Annotated in this window: 17 protein-coding genes; 8 read left to right on the top strand and 9 right to left on the bottom strand. The window is 45.0% G+C overall.

The features are described 5' to 3' along the window. Positions 1-34: 34 nt before the first annotated feature. Positions 35-397 carry a hypothetical protein gene (locus tag EXZ60_RS14275; protein WP_026029065.1) on the bottom strand — a complete coding sequence of 121 codons (363 nt, stop codon included), beginning with the start codon at positions 395-397 and terminating at the stop codon, positions 35-37. Between the two features lie 796 nt (positions 398-1,193). Between EXZ60_RS14275 and EXZ60_RS14280 the strand changes: the two genes are divergently transcribed. Together EXZ60_RS14280 and EXZ60_RS14285 are read left to right on the top strand one after the other, a co-directional pair. Continuing rightward, on the top strand, positions 1,194-1,403 hold the full coding sequence (locus EXZ60_RS14280) for a cold-shock protein (protein ID WP_010318975.1): 210 nt from the start codon (positions 1,194-1,196) through the stop codon (positions 1,401-1,403). A gap of 71 nt (positions 1,404-1,474) precedes the next feature. Further along, on the top strand, positions 1,475-2,020 hold the full coding sequence (locus tag EXZ60_RS14285) for a YaeQ family protein (protein WP_088733503.1): 546 nt from the start codon (positions 1,475-1,477) through the stop codon (positions 2,018-2,020). A 191-nt stretch (positions 2,021-2,211) separates the two neighbouring features. Here EXZ60_RS14285 and hmpA read toward each other — a convergent pair whose 3' ends face one another. Further along, on the bottom strand, positions 2,212-3,417 hold the full coding sequence (gene hmpA, locus EXZ60_RS14290) for an NO-inducible flavohemoprotein (RefSeq protein WP_254918592.1): 1,206 nt from the start codon (positions 3,415-3,417) through the stop codon (positions 2,212-2,214). 187 nt (positions 3,418-3,604) lie between these two features. On the opposite strand from hmpA, the gene norR reads away from it, so the two are divergent. Continuing rightward, entirely contained in the window at positions 3,605-5,191 is a 1,587-nt protein-coding gene (gene norR / locus EXZ60_RS14295) for a nitric oxide reductase transcriptional regulator NorR (protein WP_194663441.1), read from the top strand. 93 nt (positions 5,192-5,284) lie between these two features. Here norR and EXZ60_RS14300 read toward each other — a convergent pair whose 3' ends face one another. From EXZ60_RS14300 to EXZ60_RS14315, 4 genes are all read right to left on the bottom strand, one after another. Then, the gene (locus tag EXZ60_RS14300) at positions 5,285-6,163 is read right to left on the bottom strand and encodes a mechanosensitive ion channel family protein (RefSeq protein WP_017047149.1); all 879 of its coding nucleotides are present in this window, start codon (positions 6,161-6,163) and stop codon (positions 5,285-5,287) included. Between the two features lie 210 nt (positions 6,164-6,373). Then, the gene (pepT, locus tag EXZ60_RS14305; protein WP_277435887.1) at positions 6,374-7,606 is read right to left on the bottom strand and encodes a peptidase T; all 1,233 of its coding nucleotides are present in this window, start codon (positions 7,604-7,606) and stop codon (positions 6,374-6,376) included. 198 nt (positions 7,607-7,804) lie between these two features. Then, a complete protein-coding gene (locus EXZ60_RS14310) occupies positions 7,805-9,013 on the bottom strand; it encodes a NupC/NupG family nucleoside CNT transporter (RefSeq protein WP_277435888.1) in 1,209 nt (402 codons plus the stop codon). A 587-nt stretch (positions 9,014-9,600) separates the two neighbouring features. Next, positions 9,601-11,418 carry a hybrid-cluster NAD(P)-dependent oxidoreductase gene (locus EXZ60_RS14315; protein WP_277435889.1) on the bottom strand — a complete coding sequence of 606 codons (1,818 nt, stop codon included), beginning with the start codon at positions 11,416-11,418 and terminating at the stop codon, positions 9,601-9,603. A 208-nt stretch (positions 11,419-11,626) separates the two neighbouring features. Between EXZ60_RS14315 and pyrC the strand changes: the two genes are divergently transcribed. Continuing rightward, positions 11,627-12,655 (top strand): dihydroorotase, encoded by a 1,029-nt coding sequence (pyrC, locus tag EXZ60_RS14320; RefSeq protein WP_277435890.1) that lies wholly within the window; start codon positions 11,627-11,629, stop codon positions 12,653-12,655. Positions 12,656-12,722: 67 nt separating this feature from the next. Here pyrC and rlmC read toward each other — a convergent pair whose 3' ends face one another. Both rlmC and EXZ60_RS14330 read right to left on the bottom strand, forming a co-directional pair. Then, a complete protein-coding gene (gene rlmC, locus EXZ60_RS14325) occupies positions 12,723-13,871 on the bottom strand; it encodes a 23S rRNA (uracil(747)-C(5))-methyltransferase RlmC (RefSeq protein ID WP_277435891.1) in 1,149 nt (382 codons plus the stop codon). A gap of 88 nt (positions 13,872-13,959) precedes the next feature. Then, complete coding sequence (locus tag EXZ60_RS14330; RefSeq protein ID WP_094133011.1) at positions 13,960-14,871, bottom strand: DUF808 domain-containing protein; 912 nt, start codon at positions 14,869-14,871, stop codon at positions 13,960-13,962. Between the two features lie 318 nt (positions 14,872-15,189). On the opposite strand from EXZ60_RS14330, the gene EXZ60_RS14335 reads away from it, so the two are divergent. Next, positions 15,190-16,101 carry a M14 family metallocarboxypeptidase gene (locus EXZ60_RS14335; RefSeq protein ID WP_115340305.1) on the top strand — a complete coding sequence of 304 codons (912 nt, stop codon included), beginning with the start codon at positions 15,190-15,192 and terminating at the stop codon, positions 16,099-16,101. Positions 16,102-16,233: 132 nt separating this feature from the next. On the opposite strand, the gene EXZ60_RS14340 is transcribed toward EXZ60_RS14335, so the two are convergent. Beyond that, positions 16,234-17,022: a helix-turn-helix transcriptional regulator gene (locus EXZ60_RS14340; RefSeq protein WP_026028665.1), complete on the bottom strand. Its 789-nt coding sequence runs from the start codon at positions 17,020-17,022 to the stop codon at positions 16,234-16,236. Between the two features lie 99 nt (positions 17,023-17,121). Between EXZ60_RS14340 and EXZ60_RS14345 the strand changes: the two genes are divergently transcribed. The 3 genes from EXZ60_RS14345 to EXZ60_RS14355 all read left to right on the top strand — a co-directional run bounded on the left by EXZ60_RS14345 (position 17,122) and on the right by EXZ60_RS14355 (position 20,026). Then, positions 17,122-18,021 carry a DMT family transporter gene (locus EXZ60_RS14345; RefSeq protein ID WP_115340306.1) on the top strand — a complete coding sequence of 300 codons (900 nt, stop codon included), beginning with the start codon at positions 17,122-17,124 and terminating at the stop codon, positions 18,019-18,021. A gap of 129 nt (positions 18,022-18,150) precedes the next feature. After that, positions 18,151-19,068, top strand: coding sequence for a GGDEF domain-containing protein (locus tag EXZ60_RS14350; protein WP_115340307.1), 918 nt, complete (start codon positions 18,151-18,153; stop codon positions 19,066-19,068). A 196-nt stretch (positions 19,069-19,264) separates the two neighbouring features. Beyond that, positions 19,265-20,026, top strand: a complete 762-nt coding sequence (locus EXZ60_RS14355) for a DeoR/GlpR family transcriptional regulator (RefSeq protein WP_013868063.1) — start codon at positions 19,265-19,267, stop codon at positions 20,024-20,026. Positions 20,027-20,029 lie beyond the last annotated feature (3 nt).

Here is a 20,029-nt window from a genome sequence, read left to right on the forward strand (position 1 = left end):
AAGTTACGCATAAAGACGCTATGTATTAAGTGCGCTACGCGTGATGCGCCGTTGTTTTAGAGATTGCAGATGTTAATTTATCTCGATAACTGAACCAGATGTATGTCACGACAATAGAGAAGAAGAGATACGACAAAGCAAAGATAAAAGGCGATGTGATCAATTGCGCCGATATCCCCCACGCAACACCGATAATGGTCACTGTCAATTTAGCAAGAAGCCCACAGATGAGAAGAAAAAGGGCAAACTCCGGCACTTTAGTACTTCGAAACGCAAACCAGTAACAACTGCCTACTGCGAGTGACGAGATGTAAAGCCCAAGCAAAAATGAATGAAAGTGATCAGCAGAGGCCACACCCGCCGAGACAGACGCCATTAAAATCAGTATTAGTTTCATGTTGTAAACCTCTCTTTTTATGAGAAAGTATCCATTCATTTTCGAAAACTCAGTTTACATACATTTTCCTCCATTAAATAAGAATTTCAAGTTCAAAAAACAAGCAATTTTTCCTTATTGGCTTAGAATAAAACAATTGTTAATCAGTGGTTAACAACAGAAAACCCGAAAATTAGATGGGACATGGCATTACCCAAAAAAACACTTCAAAATGGAACTAATTGTAACAATTATTTAACCGAGTAAATATTTCATTGAAAGTGCAAATTTGTGATGTGTACAGCGCAACGTTCCGAGTTGTCGCCAAAACAACTTGAAGATGCTATTTGATAGGGAAAAATTTCCTCAGTTTTGAGGAGAGTCATTCAGCCCAAAAAGAGAGCCATTAAATAGGAAAGTAAACCTAACCCTTCTCCTCACTCAATGAACGCTGGCCAGTAATAAACGGCTTCAACCATCGAACTCATCTGACCACTAACTCTGGCTAAAACTTCAACTATGTCAATGGGTAATAGAATAGTAATGTTAATTTCAAGCCTCATCATAAGAAAATGCAACATAGAGCATAAAACCTAACAATTTTAAGAAAGTTTTTCGAGTTTTATCGAGTTATGATTGACAAGATAAAAGTTTGAACTAGACTTTGCACTAGCTAGAAAGCAGTTCTTTGTATACACATACGTCTCGTTGGATTACTTGTAACTCCCCCGTCGTGTCGTACGCAATAGCAATCTACTTTTCCACGCTATCCGCGCCGTATTCGGCTGTAAAATTTTTTTTGATTTTGGGTATAAAAATGGCTAACACAGTTACTGGTACAGTAAAATGGTTCAACGAAACTAAAGGTTTCGGTTTCATTCAACAAGAAAACGGTCCAGACGTATTCGCACACTTCAGCCAAATTAAAGGTGACGGTTTCCGCACTCTTGCTGAAGGTCAAAAGGTAGAGTTTGAAGTAGCTCAAGGTCAAAAAGGCCCTCAAGCTGAAAACATCCGCCTAGTATAATTTTTTACTAAGTATTCTAATAGCCAGCAATTTGCTGGCTATTTTCGTTTTTACCTCTTGGCATTCTTCCAATGGCTCTTAAACCGACAATCTATAAGTTCCGTATTGCGCTGACGGATACTAATCGCGATCATTATGACTCTTTAAATCTCACCATTGCTCAACATCCTTCAGAAAGCAACGAACGAATGATGGCGCGCATTTTGGCGTTTTGTCTTAATGCTTCACCCGAGCTAACATTCACTAGAGGACTTTCTTCCATTGAAGAACCTGATCTCTGGCTAAAATCATTAGATGACCAAATTCAGCTCTGGATTGAAGTCGGAGAACCCGATGCTGATCGCATTAAAAAAGCCACACGGCTTGCACAACAGGTGAAAGTCTACAGCTTTAACACGAAATCACAGGTTTGGTGGGAGCAGAACAAGGGAAAGTTCTCTCACCTCAATGTCGATCTATTTCGCTTTGATGCTGCAGCGATTGAAAAACTCTCTACTTCCTTGAACCGAGGTATGGATATTTCAGTGATGATTAGTGGGTCTTCTATCTTTATTGATAGCGATAGCCATTCCGATGAAATTACTTGGCAAGCACTACAAATAAAAAGTGAGCATTAATTCCCAGCTCACTTTTCAGTATCTATACCCAAACAACTTGAAGTTGCAGGTAGACGGCAAGTGAGCTCATCCCCATGAGCATAGATGAACTATGTGATTGGGGTAAGCGAACGTAACCAACACCGCTGCAGCTTTAAATGGGAAGGGTATAGGCCCTTAAAAGAGCCTAGATTGAGATAAAGCTTTATACTTTATAAATAGGCGTGTGGACCAAAGACTTCGTAATGGATACGCTCTCTTGCTACGCCAAGCAATTCAAGCTGCTCAACAATGAACTGCATAAAACTGACGGGGCCACAGATATAAAAATCCCCCTGTGTTAGCGGCAGTTGCTCGCAAACTTCATGCAAGATCATAGAACCTTGCTTGACTGGTGTTTGCTCACTTTCCAGATACCAGACCACTTGCTGCCATGATGGATGCACCGCCATTAATGTCGCGGTTTCATCAATAAAGGAGTGTTGTGATAAATTGTTGCAAGCATGCAGATACGTCACCTCTTTTTTTCCTACTGACGCAAGCTGTTGAAGTATGGCTTGCATCGGTGTTGCCCCGACACCTGCAGAGATAAGTACAACGGGAGCGAGCTTCTCAACATAGAAAAAATCTCCCGCTGGCGCATAAAGTTTCACTCGACTGCCTTTTTCAACATAATCATGTAAATAGTTAGAGACTGTCCCAGGATGTTCAGTATCCACGCCTTCACGCTTCACAGAAATGCGGTAGTTTTTTCCATTAGGTTTTTGTGACAAGGAATATTGACGAATTTCACTGTATGGCGCACCTTCCGGCTTAAGTTCAACCCCAATATACTGACCTACCTGATAATCTAATACCGCTTTACCATCAGCAGGCTCAAAGATAAAGCTAGTGACGAATTCAGACTCTTTCACTTTATCTTGCAACACAAACTCACGCGCATTCTCCCAACCACCGATCGCCTGCTTACGCTGTAAGTACAACTCTCCTTCTCTATCAATGAAGACTTGCGCTAAAAAGAGATAAGCCGCCGTCCATGCTGCTTCAACGTCAGGAGTAAAGGCATCGGCAGCAAGCTCTCGCAACGTTTCAATAAGGTGATGACCGACGATTTGATAGTGCTCTGGCTGAATGTTAAAGCTGGTGTGCTTTTGGGCAATACGTTCCACTGCACTGGTTAATGCGGCGAGATTTTCAATATTTTTCGCATACGCGGCAATCGCCTCAAACAGTGCAACGCCCTGACGGCCAGTATGTTGATGGGTCATATTAAAAATATCTTTTAGCTCAGGATTGTGAGTAAACATTCTCTGATAGAAATGAGCTGTAAGCGCTGGCCCGGCAGATTCAAGCAAAGGAATGGTACTTTTGACAATGGCGATGTGTTGATTATTGAGCATATTAAGCTTTCTCCTCAGATTTTATAAATGGCGAATTAGATTCGCTCTGATACTGAAGGTTTGTATAGCACAAAGCATACCAACATTAATCTATTGATTTTTAAATGAAAAATAAAAAAATCATTAAATAATCAGGTCAAAATAACACTTCAAAAAATGTCATTTTGACACTATAATATCCAAAAACATCACCAGAGTGCTTACCATGCAAGATTTTTCCATCTCTACCTTGATTGAAATGACCATAGGACTCGCAAGTGGTTTGAACGATCAAGATAGATTCAATCGCCTGCTTGATGCGATTCGTAAAACCATTCAATGCGACTGTGTGATGTTGCTTTCACGCCAAGGTGATTTATTAATCCCCCTTGCGATGCAAGGCTTGACTCGCGATACCTTAGGCCGACGCTTTTTAATTGATGAACATCCCCGCTTTCGTGAGATTTGCCACGCTGATGGGCCGGTTATTTTCGATGCGAATTCATCACTACCCGATCCTTTCGATGGTTTATTAATGGATCATGATGGCGACCTTCCCATGCACTCTTGCATGGGCCTACCCCTTTTATTTGGTGATAAACTGCTCGGTATCTTGACGCTTGATAGCCTTAATCCCAACATGTTTGAGCATATTCCCAAACGCAGCCTAGAAGCGTTGTCGGCAATCGCGGCCTCTACCTTGAAAATGGCACTGACCTTTTCTCAACTTGAAGCACAGGCCAAACAATCCCAGCAACGCTTAGAAGAGCTGAATGAAGAAGCATGGGACAGAGAAGGTGGAGAGATCATCGGTTCAAGTGCGTCGATGCTGGCCATGAAAGCCGATTTGGAAGTGGTCGCCCCTTCTAATTTCAACATTTTAATCCATGGTGAAACGGGTGTCGGTAAAGAGCTGGTCGCACGAACACTGCACCAACTATCAGCGCGTAAACGCCAACCTCTTATTTATGTCAACTGCGCCGCAATTCCAGAAAACTTGGTCGAAAGTGAACTATTTGGCCATGTCAAAGGAGCCTTTACTGGAGCAGAACGGCATCGCTTAGGCAAGTTTGCATTAGCCGACGGTGGAACCTTATTTCTCGATGAAATCGGTGAACTGCCACTGGCTGCCCAAAGCAAGATTTTACGTGCATTGCAGAACAATGAAATTCAGCCCGTAGGACAAGATCATGTCCAAACCATTGATGTACGAATATTGGCAGCGACAAATCGAGATTTAAAGCAAGAGGTGGAAGCGGGAAGATTCCGAGCCGATCTTTACCATCGACTCAGCGTATACCCTGTTCATATCCCTCCGCTAAGAGAGCGAAATGGTGACGTTACCTTGTTGGCAGGTTATTTTTTAGAGCAAGCGCGTCGCAAGCTCGGTATCACACAGCTCAAAATCGATCCCAACGCGCTGGCTGGGTTACTCAACTACTCATGGCCCGGTAATGTTCGCGAATTAGAACACGTGATCAACCGCGCAGCGCTGAAAGCACGAGCTAGACAAGGCTTACAAGCGTTGATCACAGTCAACAACTACGACATAGGTGAGTTAGATTTCAGCCTACCTCTGGTTAACACGCAAAGTACGTTGAGCGACAAAGAGGTCACAGCGAAGGTGTGGCAACGTGGGCTGCGAGAAGCAACGGATGAATATCAGCGTAAATTGATCAGTGAAGCATTGACCCAATCCGATTTCAATTGGGCAAAAGCGGGAAGATTATTGCAAGTGGATCGCGCGAATCTCACTCGGCTTTCAAAACGCTTAGGGATTTCGGTGAAAAAAACACACGCAATTGAGCGTTAATCTCATTGTCATCACTAATATATCTTTTCTCACCCAGACAGTCATTACAGGTAAGACGCTCACCATACTGTGTGAGCGCTCATTATTCGGCGGTTAGCTACCCACTTCACTCGGCAGCACTTCTGTTGCAACTAAAGCGCGTGGAAATGCGTTTTCATACGCTTGCATAAAGTCTTGGCGGATCAGTTGCTCTAAATGGTTGGCCCGCTCTGTTGGGCAAAAAATCATGAAATGCACGATCTGTTCTCCTGCGGCTGCGCTGCTGATCTGAATGTGCGGCTCAGCACTGGGCAAATCTACACCCGCATGTTTTTCAATCATGCTGTTATAGCGCCTTGCAACATCAATAAAATGGGCAAAGTGGCTCTCAATCTTTTCATGCATAATCGGCAATAAAGGATACAAATTTACAAATTCAGGCACTACTATCGAAAAGTTATGAAACACATAACGCTTCATAAAATTAAGGTTTTTTACCGGAAACGAGAAGAACATACTGTTTGGCAAGGTCGCAGTTTTTCCAGTGTAGTGGTATTGACCATGATTCAAGTCGATTTCTTGGATCACGGTTGCCATCAAGTTGTGTTCGATCACTTCACCGCTCAGTTTTCCGACTTCAATCCAATCCCCGATACGAAATGAGCGAGAGCTCGCTCGCTGAATTGAACCCGTAAAACACAAGATGATCTCTTTTGATGCGACTACAATGGCGACCGCTATCGCAGTCACTGACAGTGCAAATTCGTTGATCTCCGATTGCCACAATACGAAGAGGATGACCAAAGTAAAGGCAAAGGTGCCATTCTTGGTGCGTGACATCCATTTACGCTGCTTTTCGGTAATCAGTGCGACATCGCCACGAATTTGAGAAAGCACAACTCGCCGCGTCAAAATAATCAACGTCATGATTAAAATACTAAACACCAATTTATGAGTGATAAGAAAGTCCCACACCGCGACCACTTTCTCCATATCAATCCCCTTCTTTTATTTTTATGCATAATGAGCAGCAACACATCTAAGCCACTAGAGAGCAGCAGATTGAGATCGTGTTAGAAATTTTAGAAAGGTATTGTAACTGAGTGAATAGTTAACGTCGGCATAAGGCGCAATTATTATGCGCCCTGTCATAGCTTTGGAAGAGAAACTCCCTTTGAGATTGGCGAAAGGAAAGGTTTGTTATCAGTGTTGATTCGCCAACGCTGTCTTTTCAGCCAGTTTTACAATCACGTTTACCGCTTGTTCCATCCCTTCAATGGTAATGAACTCATGAATACCATGAAAATTATAACCGCCAGTGAAAATATTAGGGCATGGCAGGCCCATGAATGAGAGCCTCGCACCATCCGTACCACCTCGAATAGGTTTGATCAGCGGTTCAACATCACAAGCAATCATGGCTTGTTTAGCCAGTTCAATGACTTGTGGATGAGGCTCGACCATCTCTTTCATATTGAAATAGCTGTCCGTCACAACCAACTCAACTCGTCCTTTCTCAAGACGGGCATTTAACTGGTCCACTTGCTGCTGCATAAACGCTTTACGAGCTTCCAAGCCTTCTCGTTCAAAGTCTCTAATAATGTAACCCAAGGTTGAGCGAGCCACACTCATCTCTGCGGATTTTAAATGGTAAAAGCCTTGATAGCCCTGCGTGGTCTCTGGGGTTTGACCGGCTGGCATCATAAGCTGAAATTGTGCGGCGATGTTGATGGCATTCACCATTTTATCTTTCGCGGTCCCAGGGTGAACATTCACGCCATAGCAAATAACATCAGCGCTCGCCGCATTGAAATTCTCATACTCCAACTCACCCACCGGGCCACCATCAATGGTATAAGCCCACTGTGCGCCAAACTTCTCCACATCAAATAAGTCCGCGCCCCGGCCGATCTCTTCATCGGGAGTGAAACCGATACAAATATCACCATGTGCGATGCTTGGGTCGGCAATTAACCTCTCAATGGCCGTCATAATTTCAGCGATGCCTGCCTTATTATCGGCACCAAGCAGTGTGGTGCCGTCAGTCGTGATCAGATTGTACCCATGCAGTTGATGCAAATCCGGGTATTGAATAGGTGACAGCACCTCATCCCCTTTACCTAAAGCAATGTCTCCGCCTTGATAATTCTCCACAATTTGCGGCTTAACGTGTTTGCCTGACGCGTCTGGCGCGGTATCCATATGTGCAATAAAACCAATCGCAGGAACAGGGTAATCAACATTCGATTGCAACTTCGCCATAACATAGCCGTGTTCATCAACCGTAGCATCGGTTAAGCCTAATGCGATTAATTCTTCATGCAGTGTATGGGCAAACGTCATTTGCCCTACTGAACTCGGGCAACGGCGGCTGGCGGGGTGAGATTGAGTATCAAAAGAGACATAACGCAAAAAGCGTTCAACAAGATTTTCCATAGCAAGCACTCAATAAGTTAGCATGTCAGCGTATCGCCTATGTTGGGATACGCAGTTAATTGCAAGCTATACTACGCGCTCATCAGAAACGGAATTTGCTATAAATCAGCTTTTCAGCAATTACTGAGGTGTCAATCATTCAAAAAAGGGATCAAAAATGCCCACCGCAGTGAGCATTGAGAGAAGCAAACAGTGCGTTTAAAGCAGAATGAAAATGCCCGCTAGACATGCACTCATTAAGTTAGCTAGCGTACCTGCAATCACCGCTTTAATACCTAAATTCGCGACTTCTGCACGGCGTTCAGGAGCGATAACCCCGATAGAGCCTAATTGGATCGCGATAGAACCAATATTGGCAAAGCCGCACAGAGCAAAAGTAATAATAACTTGGGTGTGTTCCGACAACAGCGCTTTGTGGTCAACAAAATCAATGAAAGCCACAAATTCGTTCATCACCACTTTTTGCCCAATGTAAGAGCCCGCCATCAAGACTTCATGGCTTGGTACACCAATCAACCAAGCCAGTGGTGAAAATAGATAACCGAACAGCAGTTGTAAGGTAATGCCGTTCAAACCCAATAACTCACCGAAACTTTCAAGCCCAGTGTTAACCATCGCAATCACGCTCACAAATGCAACCAGCATTGTACCGACGGCCACCGCCACTTTCATGCCATTCATCGCCCCGCTCGCCAGTGCGTCAATCACATTACTTTCTTGCGCTTTATCCATCTCAATATTGGTTTGATCAAGTGGAACATCGCGCTCTGGTACGATGATTTTTGCCATCATCAAACTGCCGGGTGCCGCCATAAAACTGGCTGCAATAAGGTATTTAAGCTCAACACCTAGACCGGCATAGCCACCCAACACGCTACCTGCGACAGAGGCCATGCCTCCGGCCATTACGGCAAACAGCTCTGAACGTGTCATGCGCGACAAAAAGGGACGCACAAGCAGTGGTGATTCGCCTTGTGAAAGGAAAATGTTACCCGTAGCAACCAGAGATTCTGCTTTGCTCGTACCTAAAAATTTTTGAATACCACCACCGATAAACTCGATGACTTTTTGCATGATACCAAGGTAATAAAGGGCAGAGATAAGAGCACTGAAGAAAATGATGATAGGCAGAACACGAACAGCAAAAATAAATCCGGAATCGGCTAAATCACCGAATAGAAAGCGGATTCCTGCATCGGCGAAACCCAGCAAACTCGATACACCGCCGCTGATGCTGGCTAGTGCGCTTTGTCCCCATGGGAAGTAGAGCACCAGCGCGGCAAAACCAACTTGCAGCAATAAAGCACGTGATACGGTTTCCCAATTGATGAAAGATCGATTTTCAGAGAGCAGGTAGGCGCAAGCGATCAGCGCTAAAATGCCGACGAGGCCAAAAAGAATATTCATTGTATTTACCTAGTTTGAAATTTGGAAATAAGGGTAGAACCAAAAAACTTGGCAAAGGAGGAATCATTGTCCTTTTGCACAACAAAAGCATGACAAAAAGAGGGGTATGCGAACATATTGTTCATCTAAGATCACCTTATACAAGCAGAGGAACTTAGCTGGTCCAGTCCTTGGGGTCATTCACATTTCCGTGTGACGGCTTGTATGGGTTGAGCACCGGCTCATAACCGGGCGGAAAGTATAGCGAACAAAATGAGAGTTTCATCACATATTTTTACGCAAACGTTCAAGCGCTCATTTATTCGACAGTTATTCTAAAAAAACATCAAACACAGGCAAGATTGGATGGAAAACAAACAAACAAAATATGGAATTTTCATCACAAATTTAAACTAATTTAACTATATAAAAACGAATAATTGGTATTTCTGCACTTTGCCAACTAGCTTTAAGAGAGTCACTTTGAAGAGACTGAAACGGTTTCGAATAAAAATCACTAGCAACGTCACGCCTCTTGCGGTCAACACTGACCCAAGAGGCATTTTTATTGGACAAAGTCACTGTAATGCAACAGCGTGAGGCGAAAACTAGTTTACAACCTCAATATCGGTTTCAGGAATACAACAACACGCTAAAGCGAAACCAAGATGACGTTCATGCTCAGGCAGTGCTGGCACGTCAGGTTGATGCACTTTGCCCGACTGCACAGTCACCTTGCACGCGCCACAGAACCCTGCTCGGCAACTGTTGGCAATCGCAATGCCAGCGGCTTCGGCTTGATCTAATAAGGTCGTTTGGTTATTACCCTCAAATACATGGCCATTGACGCTCAGTTGTAACGTTTTCAGCTCAGCTGCGACAGTGTGCGCCACACCAAATGCTTCTTGGTGGTAAGATTCTTCCGCAAGCCCTTTTTTCAACAATAAGCTTTTTGCTTTCTGCATAAAACCATCAGGCCCACACACAAACACTTGGCGAGCAGTCACATGTTGGATTTGCTTAAGGTGAGATAAAGAGAGCCGGCCTTTCAGCCCAAACCAATCGACTGGAGCTTGAGTCAGAGAAATGAAGACTTTCAACCCCTGATGCCGCTGCTTAAGCGCTTCAAGTTCAACGTGGCAAGGAATATCCTCAACGCTGCGGCATTGATGATAAAAGACCACATCTTGAATTTGTTGATTATCGGCAAGATAGCGCAACATCGATAACATAGGCGTCACGCCACTTCCAGCCGACAACAGTAACAACGGTTGTTGGTGCTGAGTCGACAGATGAAACGAGCCATCCGGTGATTGTGTGGTCAATGTACTTCCTACCTGCAAGTGATCAAGCAACCAGTTAGAAACTCTACCGCCATCAATACGTTTGACTGAAATCGCTAACCGACCCGGGCGCGATGGGCTAGATGACAAAGTGTAGCGGCGCGCCACGTTCTCGCCATCGATCACAACTTCGATTGGTAGGTGCTGCCCAGGTTGATAATTTGGCATTTCACCCTTTTTCGGCTCTAGCCAGAACGTGACAAAATCACGCGCAATCGCTTCACGCTCAACACAGGTCATCACATGGTGACTCATGCCCAAATCTCGATAAAACTCTTTCTCTTTGTACTCAAGCACCTCAACGCTGTCGCCAACTCGAATCATCCCCTCATTTTTTGCGACTAAATTTTGCCCAAAAAACACCCCACCTCTTTCGTTAGCGCGAAATTGTGACAAGGTTCTTAGCGGCTCTTTGGTTGGACGAAAAGCCCCTTTATTCACATCAACAGTAGTGAGAATACAGCGTTCGCAAGGTTTTACCACTTCAAATTCTACCTCACCAATTCGGATCCGCTTCCAGCTGTCTTCAGCGAAAGGCTCATCGGTTCGTACCACTAGATTGGTACGAAATTGATCCATGCTGTGCACTTCAGGGCTGCGGCGATTAAGTTCATCAAGTGAAGCTTGGCTGATGACCAGCACTGGATAGCCATCAGCAAAACTGACATTGTGACCCACTTTTTCACGCATTCGGTTTGATTGCTCTCCGGTAAACAGCAACTCAACACGCTGGCCTAACACTTGGCTAAACCAATCATCCGCTTCATCGGTTGTGGTGTAAGCGGTAAAGTTATCGTCCCACACTTGCGCTGGAGAAGGTTGCATTTTGAAATCTGCATAACGCAGTTTTAACGGAGATTGGTTCACCGCCGTGAAGATCAAACCATCCGCAACCAGTATTGAATTCACCTTAACCATATTTGGATACTTACGTGCAGTGACCATTGAACCATCAGCTAACGCGATCATAAAGCGTCGATCAAAAGCCAGCCCCTGTTTTTCAACCCAAGCGGTGGACTGCGAGAGGCCACCTATCGATTTGACTGGGTAGACGTTAATTTGTGAGAGTTGAGCTGACGACATGGCCTATCCTTATGCTTTTTTGAAGGTATTTTTATAACGCGATGATAATGGAAATCGCCAAAGCTGGCTAACCCTATGGAAAATAAAAGGATGAAATTCACCCCTGTTTCCTCTATCATCCTGTCGCTTAAACGTAAGCGATTGCACGCACATTAAAAGCGAAGCCCGTTTAAGCTCCAATCAATTTATTTTCCGGTGGGAGCAACCAATGAAAACATTAACGATTACTCGTCCAGACGACTGGCATGTTCACTTACGTGATGGTGATGTGTTGGCCGATACAGTACGAGACATCAGTCGCTACAACGGCCGCGCACTGATCATGCCCAATACGGTCCCGCCGATCACCACCACAGAATTAGCATTAGCGTACCAACAGCGCATCATGGCGCAAAAACCACGTGATTCTTTCAAGCCACTCATGGCGCTTTATCTCACCGATAACACGACACCTGATGAGATCCGCAAAGCCAAAGCTTCTGGCGCTGTCGTGGCAGCCAAACTTTATCCGGCTGGGGCGACCACCAATTCAGATTCTGGTGTAACCTGCGCTCAAAATATTTACCCAGTATTAGAAGCGATGCAAGACGTTGGCATGCTGCTGCTGATTCATGGCGAAGTAACCGCTCACGATGTGGATATTTTTGACCGAGAAAAAGCCTTCCTCGATACAGTGCTTGCTCCTATTGTTAATGATTTCCCAAATCTGAAAATAGTGTTAGAACACATCACCACCGCCGATGCTGCCGAGTTTGTACAAAATGCGAACCAGAATGTAGCGGCAACGATCACGGCGCACCATCTACTTTATAACCGCAATCACATGCTTGCTGGTGGTATTCGCCCTCATTTTTACTGTTTGCCAATCCTTAAGCGCAACACCCACCAGCTTGCGCTGATTCAGGCAGCGACATCGGGCAATAAGAAATTTTTCTTGGGTACTGATTCTGCGCCTCATGCCAAAGGCAAAAAAGAAGCCGCTTGCGGCTGCGCTGGATCGTACACAGCGCACGCAGCCTTGGAGTTATACGCAGAGGTGTTTGAGCAAGTTGGTAAAATTGGCAACCTTGAAACGTTTGCCAGTCACAATGGCCCTGATTTTTACGGCCTACCCCGTAATAACGACACCGTTACTTTGGTCAAAGAAGAGTGGCCAGTTGCTGAAAGTATGCCATTTGGCTCAGATATTGTGGTGCCGATCCGCGCCGGTGAAACGGTCGCGTGGGCAGTAAAATAGCCCATTAATGCATCAAAAAGGGAAGCCGCGGCTTCCCTCTCTTTATCATTTTTGCACCACACAGCACTTATCTCGGCTTAGGCTGACGCTCTAACAGCACCATCACTTCGCTATGATCGGTATGTGGAAACATATCAAACCATTGCAGTTTTTTGGGTAAGTAGCCCAACATACCTTGCATATCAGTGATTAGCGTTTGCGGGTTACAGCTTGAGTAAATGATGTGTTTGGGTGATAAAGCCACCAATCGCTCAACTAATTCAGCTCCTAAACCACGACGCGGAGGGTTGACTAGCACCAGCTCAGGCGCGGTTGATTGAGCCTGTGAGAATTGAGCAGAATCCAGCGCAGCAAAATCTAAATTGGTAATGCCCATCGTCTTGGCAGAGCGTTTAGCACTGGCAATCGCTTCTGGTTCAATTTCAATGCCTGTGACTGCCGTAGTTGAACTGGCACAATGTAGGGAAAAACCGCCCACGCCACAAAACAGATCCCACATATAGCTTGGGTTTATCTCTCTCACCCAATCACGCGCCGCCGCGTACAACTGCTTCGCTACATGCGGGTTGGTTTGGAAAAAACTTTTCGGGCGGATAACCATAGGCACCTGATTAAACTGCTCAATCAAATACTCACACTCGGTTAAAAAAATCTCTTCTTCACCTTCTAGGCGCGCCATGTGGATGGGTTGAAGGTTAACTGAGACGACGCGCATGGTTGGAAACTGCGCCTGAAGCCGCGCGAGGTTTTGCTCAACTCGACCTAAAGCTTCGCGGCTCCTCAGTACGAAACGCAGCATAAACTCACCTGAATATTCGCTGCGTGTGAGCAATATGTATTTGAGTTCGCCTTTCTTCTTGGCTTTATTATAGGGAGGAATGCCCGAGCTACGGATCCAATCTTGTAGATAAGTTAATAGCGCTTGTGTCTCTTGTGGGTAGAGAGCACATTGCACTAACGACACGGGCGTTGATAGCCCATCAACCATGGATTCAACACCCAAAATCGGTGCATGAGCCGCGCCAAGAGCCACCATTTTCGCTTTGTTACGAAAACCCGTCTCTTCACTTATGACAGGTTCTAGCCACTGCTGTGGCATCTGCGTTGAAAACAGCGCTTTTAGTGCCAAATCTTTGCGCTTCACCTGCTCTGAATAAGAAACCGCGCAATGAGTACAAGAACGGCACAGCTGTTGATCAAAAAACGCACACTGCATAATGGGAACTGCCAAAAACGAAAAGCGCTAGTCTATTCGTCTGCGGGCAAATCACCATTCAATATGGTTATCATCACCATAAAAAAAATTAATGGGACGATTTCAATTTACTCACCATCCCCCACACTGCAACCACAGCCAGCCCGGCGAGTAAACCAACGAAACCATTAAGCAAGGTTGGCATCACTACTGCTAATAAAGAGAGTTCAGCAACGGCTACAATCACAGGTTCAAGCACGTGGTGAATAAAAGGGATGTTGTGCACCACAATGCCACCGCCCACTAAAAACATCGCGGCGGTACCCACTACAGTTAATGCTTTCATGAGCTTAGGCGCGAAACTGATCAACCCTTTACCAAAGCGAGCACGCAGCCCTGCGCCATCTGAAGTGCGCTCTAGGTAGAAACCTAAATCGTCCAATTTCACAATGCCTGCCACCAAACCATAAACGCCGATGGTCATGACCACTGCAATCAAACTCACCACCAAAATTTGTGTCACCATGCTATGGCCTTGCACTGTCCCCAACGCAATCACGATGATCTCGGCCGATAAAATAAAATCGGTCCGAATCGCCCCAGCGACTTTACGTTTTTCATAGTCATCAATCGATACGTCAGTGAGCATGCGCTCATCCGCGTCAGCGGTGCTGTGATGACTGGTATGAAACACTTTTTCTAAGATTTTTTCTGCCCCTTCAAAGCAGAGAAAAAGTCCACCGACTAACAAGAGCGGCATTATCAGCCAAGGGGCTAATGAGCTCATCAGCAAGGCGGCGGGAACCAAAATTAATTTGTTGCGAAATGAGCCTTTAGCCACTGCCCATACCACTGGGATCTCTCGTTCAGCGGCAACACCAGACACCTGCTGAGCATTGAGCGCCAAATCATCCCCCAATACGCCTGCCGTTTTTTTCGCGGCCATTTTTGACATCAACGCCACATCATCGAGCACGGTTGCAATATCATCAAGAAGGGTAAGTAAGCTCGCGCCTGCCATCATTTTCTCCATTCGCTATTTCGAAGAGCAGAACTGTAACACCAACCATAGCAAGCAATAAACAAGTGTAATGAAAAGTTTCACGTCTCTCTTTGCTAGCTATACCCAAACAACTTGGAGTTGCAGGTAGGCGGCAGTGAGTGAGTCCCCATGAGCATAGGCAAACTATGTGATTGGGGTGAACGAACGTAGCCAACACCGCTGCGGCTTCAAAAGTAGGAAGGGTATATATGCTCTTGTATCAAGGTAAGAGTGTTGCATCAGGTTAATCTGCGCATTAAGCTTCTGGTCCATTACACCGAGATTTAAAGGAATGTCATGCAGCACTCTCACTATTACCCTATAGGTACTCCCGGACAAAAATGGACGCAAACCGAACGCGAAGCGTGGCTCGCGCAAACGACGATTAAACGAGAATATCAGCAAGAAGTCGTGCCGAAGATTAACGCTTTGGCAACGGATTTTGAGGTAGAGCAATACGGTGCACTATCAATAGACAAAGATCGCTACCCATTATTTGCCTTAAAAAGTCGCTCATGGAACCCTGACAAACCAACGGTGTTGATCACAGGTGGCGTACACGGTTACGAAACCAGCGGAGTGCACGGCGCGTTGCAGTTTTTAGCGACTCAAGCACAGCACTATCAATCTCATTTCAACATTGCCGTTGCCCCGTGCGTAAGCCCTTGGGGCTATGAAACGATCAATCGTTGGAACCCATCAGCGCTTGACCCTAATCGCTCATTTTACACCAATAGCCCAGCCGAAGAGTCGGCAAGCTTAATGCGCTGGGTCGCAAGCTTAGGTGACGTGTTGGTGCATATTGATTTACATGAAACTACAGACAGTGATGAAAGCGAGTTTCGCCCTGCACTAGCAGCGCGCGATGGCATTGGATATGAAGCCGATACAATTCCCGATGGGTTTTATACTGTCGGCGATACGGAAAATCCGCAGCCAGAATTCCAAGCAGCCATTATTGAATCGGTACGCAAAGTCACGCACATTGCACCAGCCGATAGTAAAGGCGAGATCATCGGCTCTCCGATCACTCAAGAGGGAGTAATTAATTACTCAATGAAAGCATTAGGGTTATGCGGTGGCATCACAAATTGCTACTTCGGCACCACCACCGAAGTGTACCCAGATAGCCCAAAAGTCACAGCGCAAGAGTGTAATGACGCACAAGTCGCCGCCATTGTTGGTGCTTTGGACTACGTGTGCCGCTAAAACGATAAAGTACCCAACCACCTATGTCATGGATTCATGAGTAATAGACGTTGTAAAAAATTACCAAATTAAGTCTAAGGCACTTCTTTATAGTTTGATCAGGATGAAGTGCCTACATACGCTTAAGCAATATTATAACAAGCGATTTTTATACTGTTCCGGCGTTTGGCCGGAGTATTTTTTAAACATGGTAATAAAAGGGCTGGCTTGGTTGTAGCCAAGAGTTAATGCTACCTCTTTCACTGAATGCCCTGTACGCAGTAAATCCATGGAATAGAGATAGCGTACTCTTAATCGCCATTCGGTAAAACTCATCCCTAGTTCCGTTTGGCAATGACGCGCTAATGTTCGCTCTGTGGTATGTACTTTTTCAGCCCATAAAGCCAATGTCGTATCATCGGTCGGGTTTTCTTCTACCGCCGCTAGAATCGGGGCTAAATATTTGTGATTAGTGGAGGGCAAAAAATGATGCTGCGTTTCTTGCGTTGCCAATTGATCGAGCAATACTTGAACTAAACGTTTATCTTGCGCGTTTTGAGCCACACTGATTTCACGCGATCGAAAATCCTCAATGATGGCAGAAACGATGGGCGTCACTTTTATCAAACTGGTGTGCTTGGGAAAACCATGGGTGAGAGCCCGATCAATATTGAGCGAACAATATTCAATTGGCTTACGATTATAGCTGCAGTGTTTCACCCCCGCAGGAACCCAAATAGCTAGATGAGGCGGTGCGAGAAATCGCGTTTCTTGCGCTTCCATTTCCAAAATCCCGCCGGAAATTAGCTGCACTTGTCCCCATGGATGGCTATGAGTTCGCGTTTCTGTGTTTGACAAAAACGCATCGAAATTCATAAAGACATCCGATGGCGCACTGTCAATCGATAGTGAAGGGTGAAGATTTCTGGGCGCTTTTTTCAAACTTGTCTTCCTATCGCTCGCAATGTCGTTTTGGAGATATATATAATTATAGAGACCTGCCACACTATACTCCAAAGCACAATTTGCGACGAGGCTCACATGGTATATCTTCTTCCACTATTCACGGTTCTAATTTGGGGTGGTAACTCTATCATCAACAAGCTCGCCGCAGAAACCATTGAACCAAGTGCGATGAGTTTTTATCGCTGGTTTGTCGCGATGCTGTTGCTTACCCCCTTTTGCTTACCCACCGTGATCCGCCAATGGGTAATCATCAAGCCCCATTTAACTAAACTGGCTTTTTTAGCCATGTTAGGCATGGTACTGAATCAGTCTCTTGGCTATTACGCAGGGCTAACGACTACTGCATCAAATATGTCGTTGATCACTTCGCTGGTACCACTGCTCAGTGTGTTCATCAGCGTTCCTCTGCTCCATAAGCGCATTTCAGCTTTGAGTGTTGTCGGAGGAGTCCTCTCTCTCGCTGGGCTTGCTTTTATGCTAGGTCAAGGCGATATAAGCTTCTTCTTGCATCAAGATATTACGCATGGTGATGCGTTAATGGTGGTGGCTGCAACCGTTTACGCACTTTATTGTGTGTTACTTAAACGGTGGAAAATGCCGCTAAGCAATTGGACGCTTATTTATATGCAAGGGTTGTTTGCTGTCTTAATGCTGACACCATTATGGTTGACCAGTGAACATCTCCTACCCACGGAAGGCTCACTGCCCCTAATCGCTTACGCTTCCGTCGCTGCATCCTTGTTGGCTCCGTGGATGTGGGTAAAAGCGATCGATTTAATTGGTGCAGACTCTAGTGCGATGTTTATGAATCTGTTACCTGTGGTAGCAGTTTCGCTTGCCACAACCCTGTTAGGTGAAACAGTGCAAAACTACCATCTTTTAGGTGGAACGATGGTAATTTCCGGGGTTATTTTATCCCAAATAAAACTGACAAAAAGCCGTACAACAGCTATCGAGGGCGCAATACAACCATAAAATTGAGCATCTAGCATCGATTCGAGCTATGTTTATGGAAGAAGAATAAAAATAAACAAAAATGAAATGTATTGAGGGATCCTTTACGTCAGATCCGTTAGGCAACCTAGCAAATTTGGTGGCCAGATAATGATTCTTGATAACATCGAAGATGTGTATAGCAATAATTTGTTTGCCTTGCATGAGCTTGTTTTAAACGAGCTCGGTTCATACGTATTCGTAAAAAACCGCCAAGGTGAGTATCTGTATGCAAATCAGCTAACACTTAAACTGTTTGGCACAACTTTGGAAGAACTCAGAGGCAAAACTGATCATGATTTTTTTCAAGATGACCTACTCGCCGATATTTTACACAGCGATCAAATGGTATTTGATACCAAACAGCCTTTCATCAGTGAAGAACGTGCACAAGCAAAATTTGATACCAAAGTACGCGTCTACCGCGCCATAAAGAAACCTATTCTAAGTACACAAACCGGTGAAGTGATTGGCCTTATCGGTGTTTCTACTGAGATTACCGATATTGTCGAACTGCGAGAGCAACTACACACTCTGGCCAATACCGATGACTTAACGCAGCTCTACAATCGCCGCAAGCTGTGGCGGGAAGCGTGCAATGAATTTACGTTGGCTCAGCGTGATCATTATCCGATAAGTTGTATTGCCATTGATATCGACAACTTCAAGTTAGTAAACGACACCTATGGCCACCAGCGAGGAGATGACGTGATTTGGCAGTTAGCAGAGATGGCGAGAAAGCACACACGCCATGGCGACGCCTGCGGTAGAATTGGTGGTGAAGAGTTTCTGATTGTTCTGCATAAGGCCAATGCGCATGAGGCCTTTCAAGTGGCAGATCGTTTACGTAAAGAATTTTATGCATACGCATTTTTTGACAACGGCGCACACTTTAGTATCAGTTGCGGTATCTCTGAAATTGCGGGCAACGATGCCGATTTTTTCGAAATTTATCGCCGCTCAGACAAAGCACTTTATAAAGCCAAGCTCGCTGGACGGAATCAATGTGCCACATTCCAAGAAACATAACTATGTTCCATAAAGAGCCTATAATGTTCGTTTAATGTGAATTATCACTTAAAACGAGCAAATACTCGCGTATCCCATTCACTAATGATTGAATTTGGTCGATTAAACCGTACACTCACAAAGTCGTAGTGCCTTACGCACAGTAAGCATTCAAGGTATTGACCTATTTAAGCTTCAATGAATAAGGATATTTAAGGTGAAAGCAGTTAAACGCCATCAAGAAATTATCGAATTAGTTCAAACACACGGATTTGTGAGTACCGATGATTTAGTCGAGCGATTCAATGTCAGCCCACAAACCATCCGCCGAGATCTCAACGAACTTGCAGATGCCAATAAGTTACGACGCAATCACGGCGGTGCTACCATCGCGTCTAGTTCTGAAAACTCCTCTTACCACACTCGCCAAGTAACTTATCAGCAAGAAAAAGAGAAAGTGGCTGCCGAGCTAGTCAAACACATTCCCGATGGCGCAACGCTCTTTATCGACATAGGCACGACACCTGAAGCTATCGCTCGGGCATTAATGCTCAATCACGAAAATCTGCGCATTGTCACCAACAACATTAACGTGGCGACGATTTTAATGGCCAAACCGGATTTCAATGTCATCTTAGCGGGCGGTGAAGTGCGCAATAAAGACGGTGGCGTGACGGGTGAAGCCACTTTGGATTTCATTTCACAATTTCGTCTCGATTTCGGTATTTTAGGGATTAGCGGCATTGACTATGATGGCTCACTTTTAGATTTCGATTATCACGAAGTGAGAGTCAAACGGGCGATCATCGAAAATAGTCGCTGTGTTTATCTCGGTGTCGACCACAGCAAATTCGGACGTAATGCCATGGTTAAGCTAGGCACAATTGCCGACGTAGATTTGATCATTACCAATGCTCAACCACCAGAAGAAATTGATGCATTCGCTCGTGAAAATGAAGTAACCATTCAGGTGGTATAGATA

This window comes from Vibrio sp. 1151_11 (genome assembly GCF_029478525.1).
Taxonomy (GTDB): Bacteria; Pseudomonadota; Gammaproteobacteria; order Enterobacterales; family Vibrionaceae; genus Vibrio; species Vibrio anguillarum.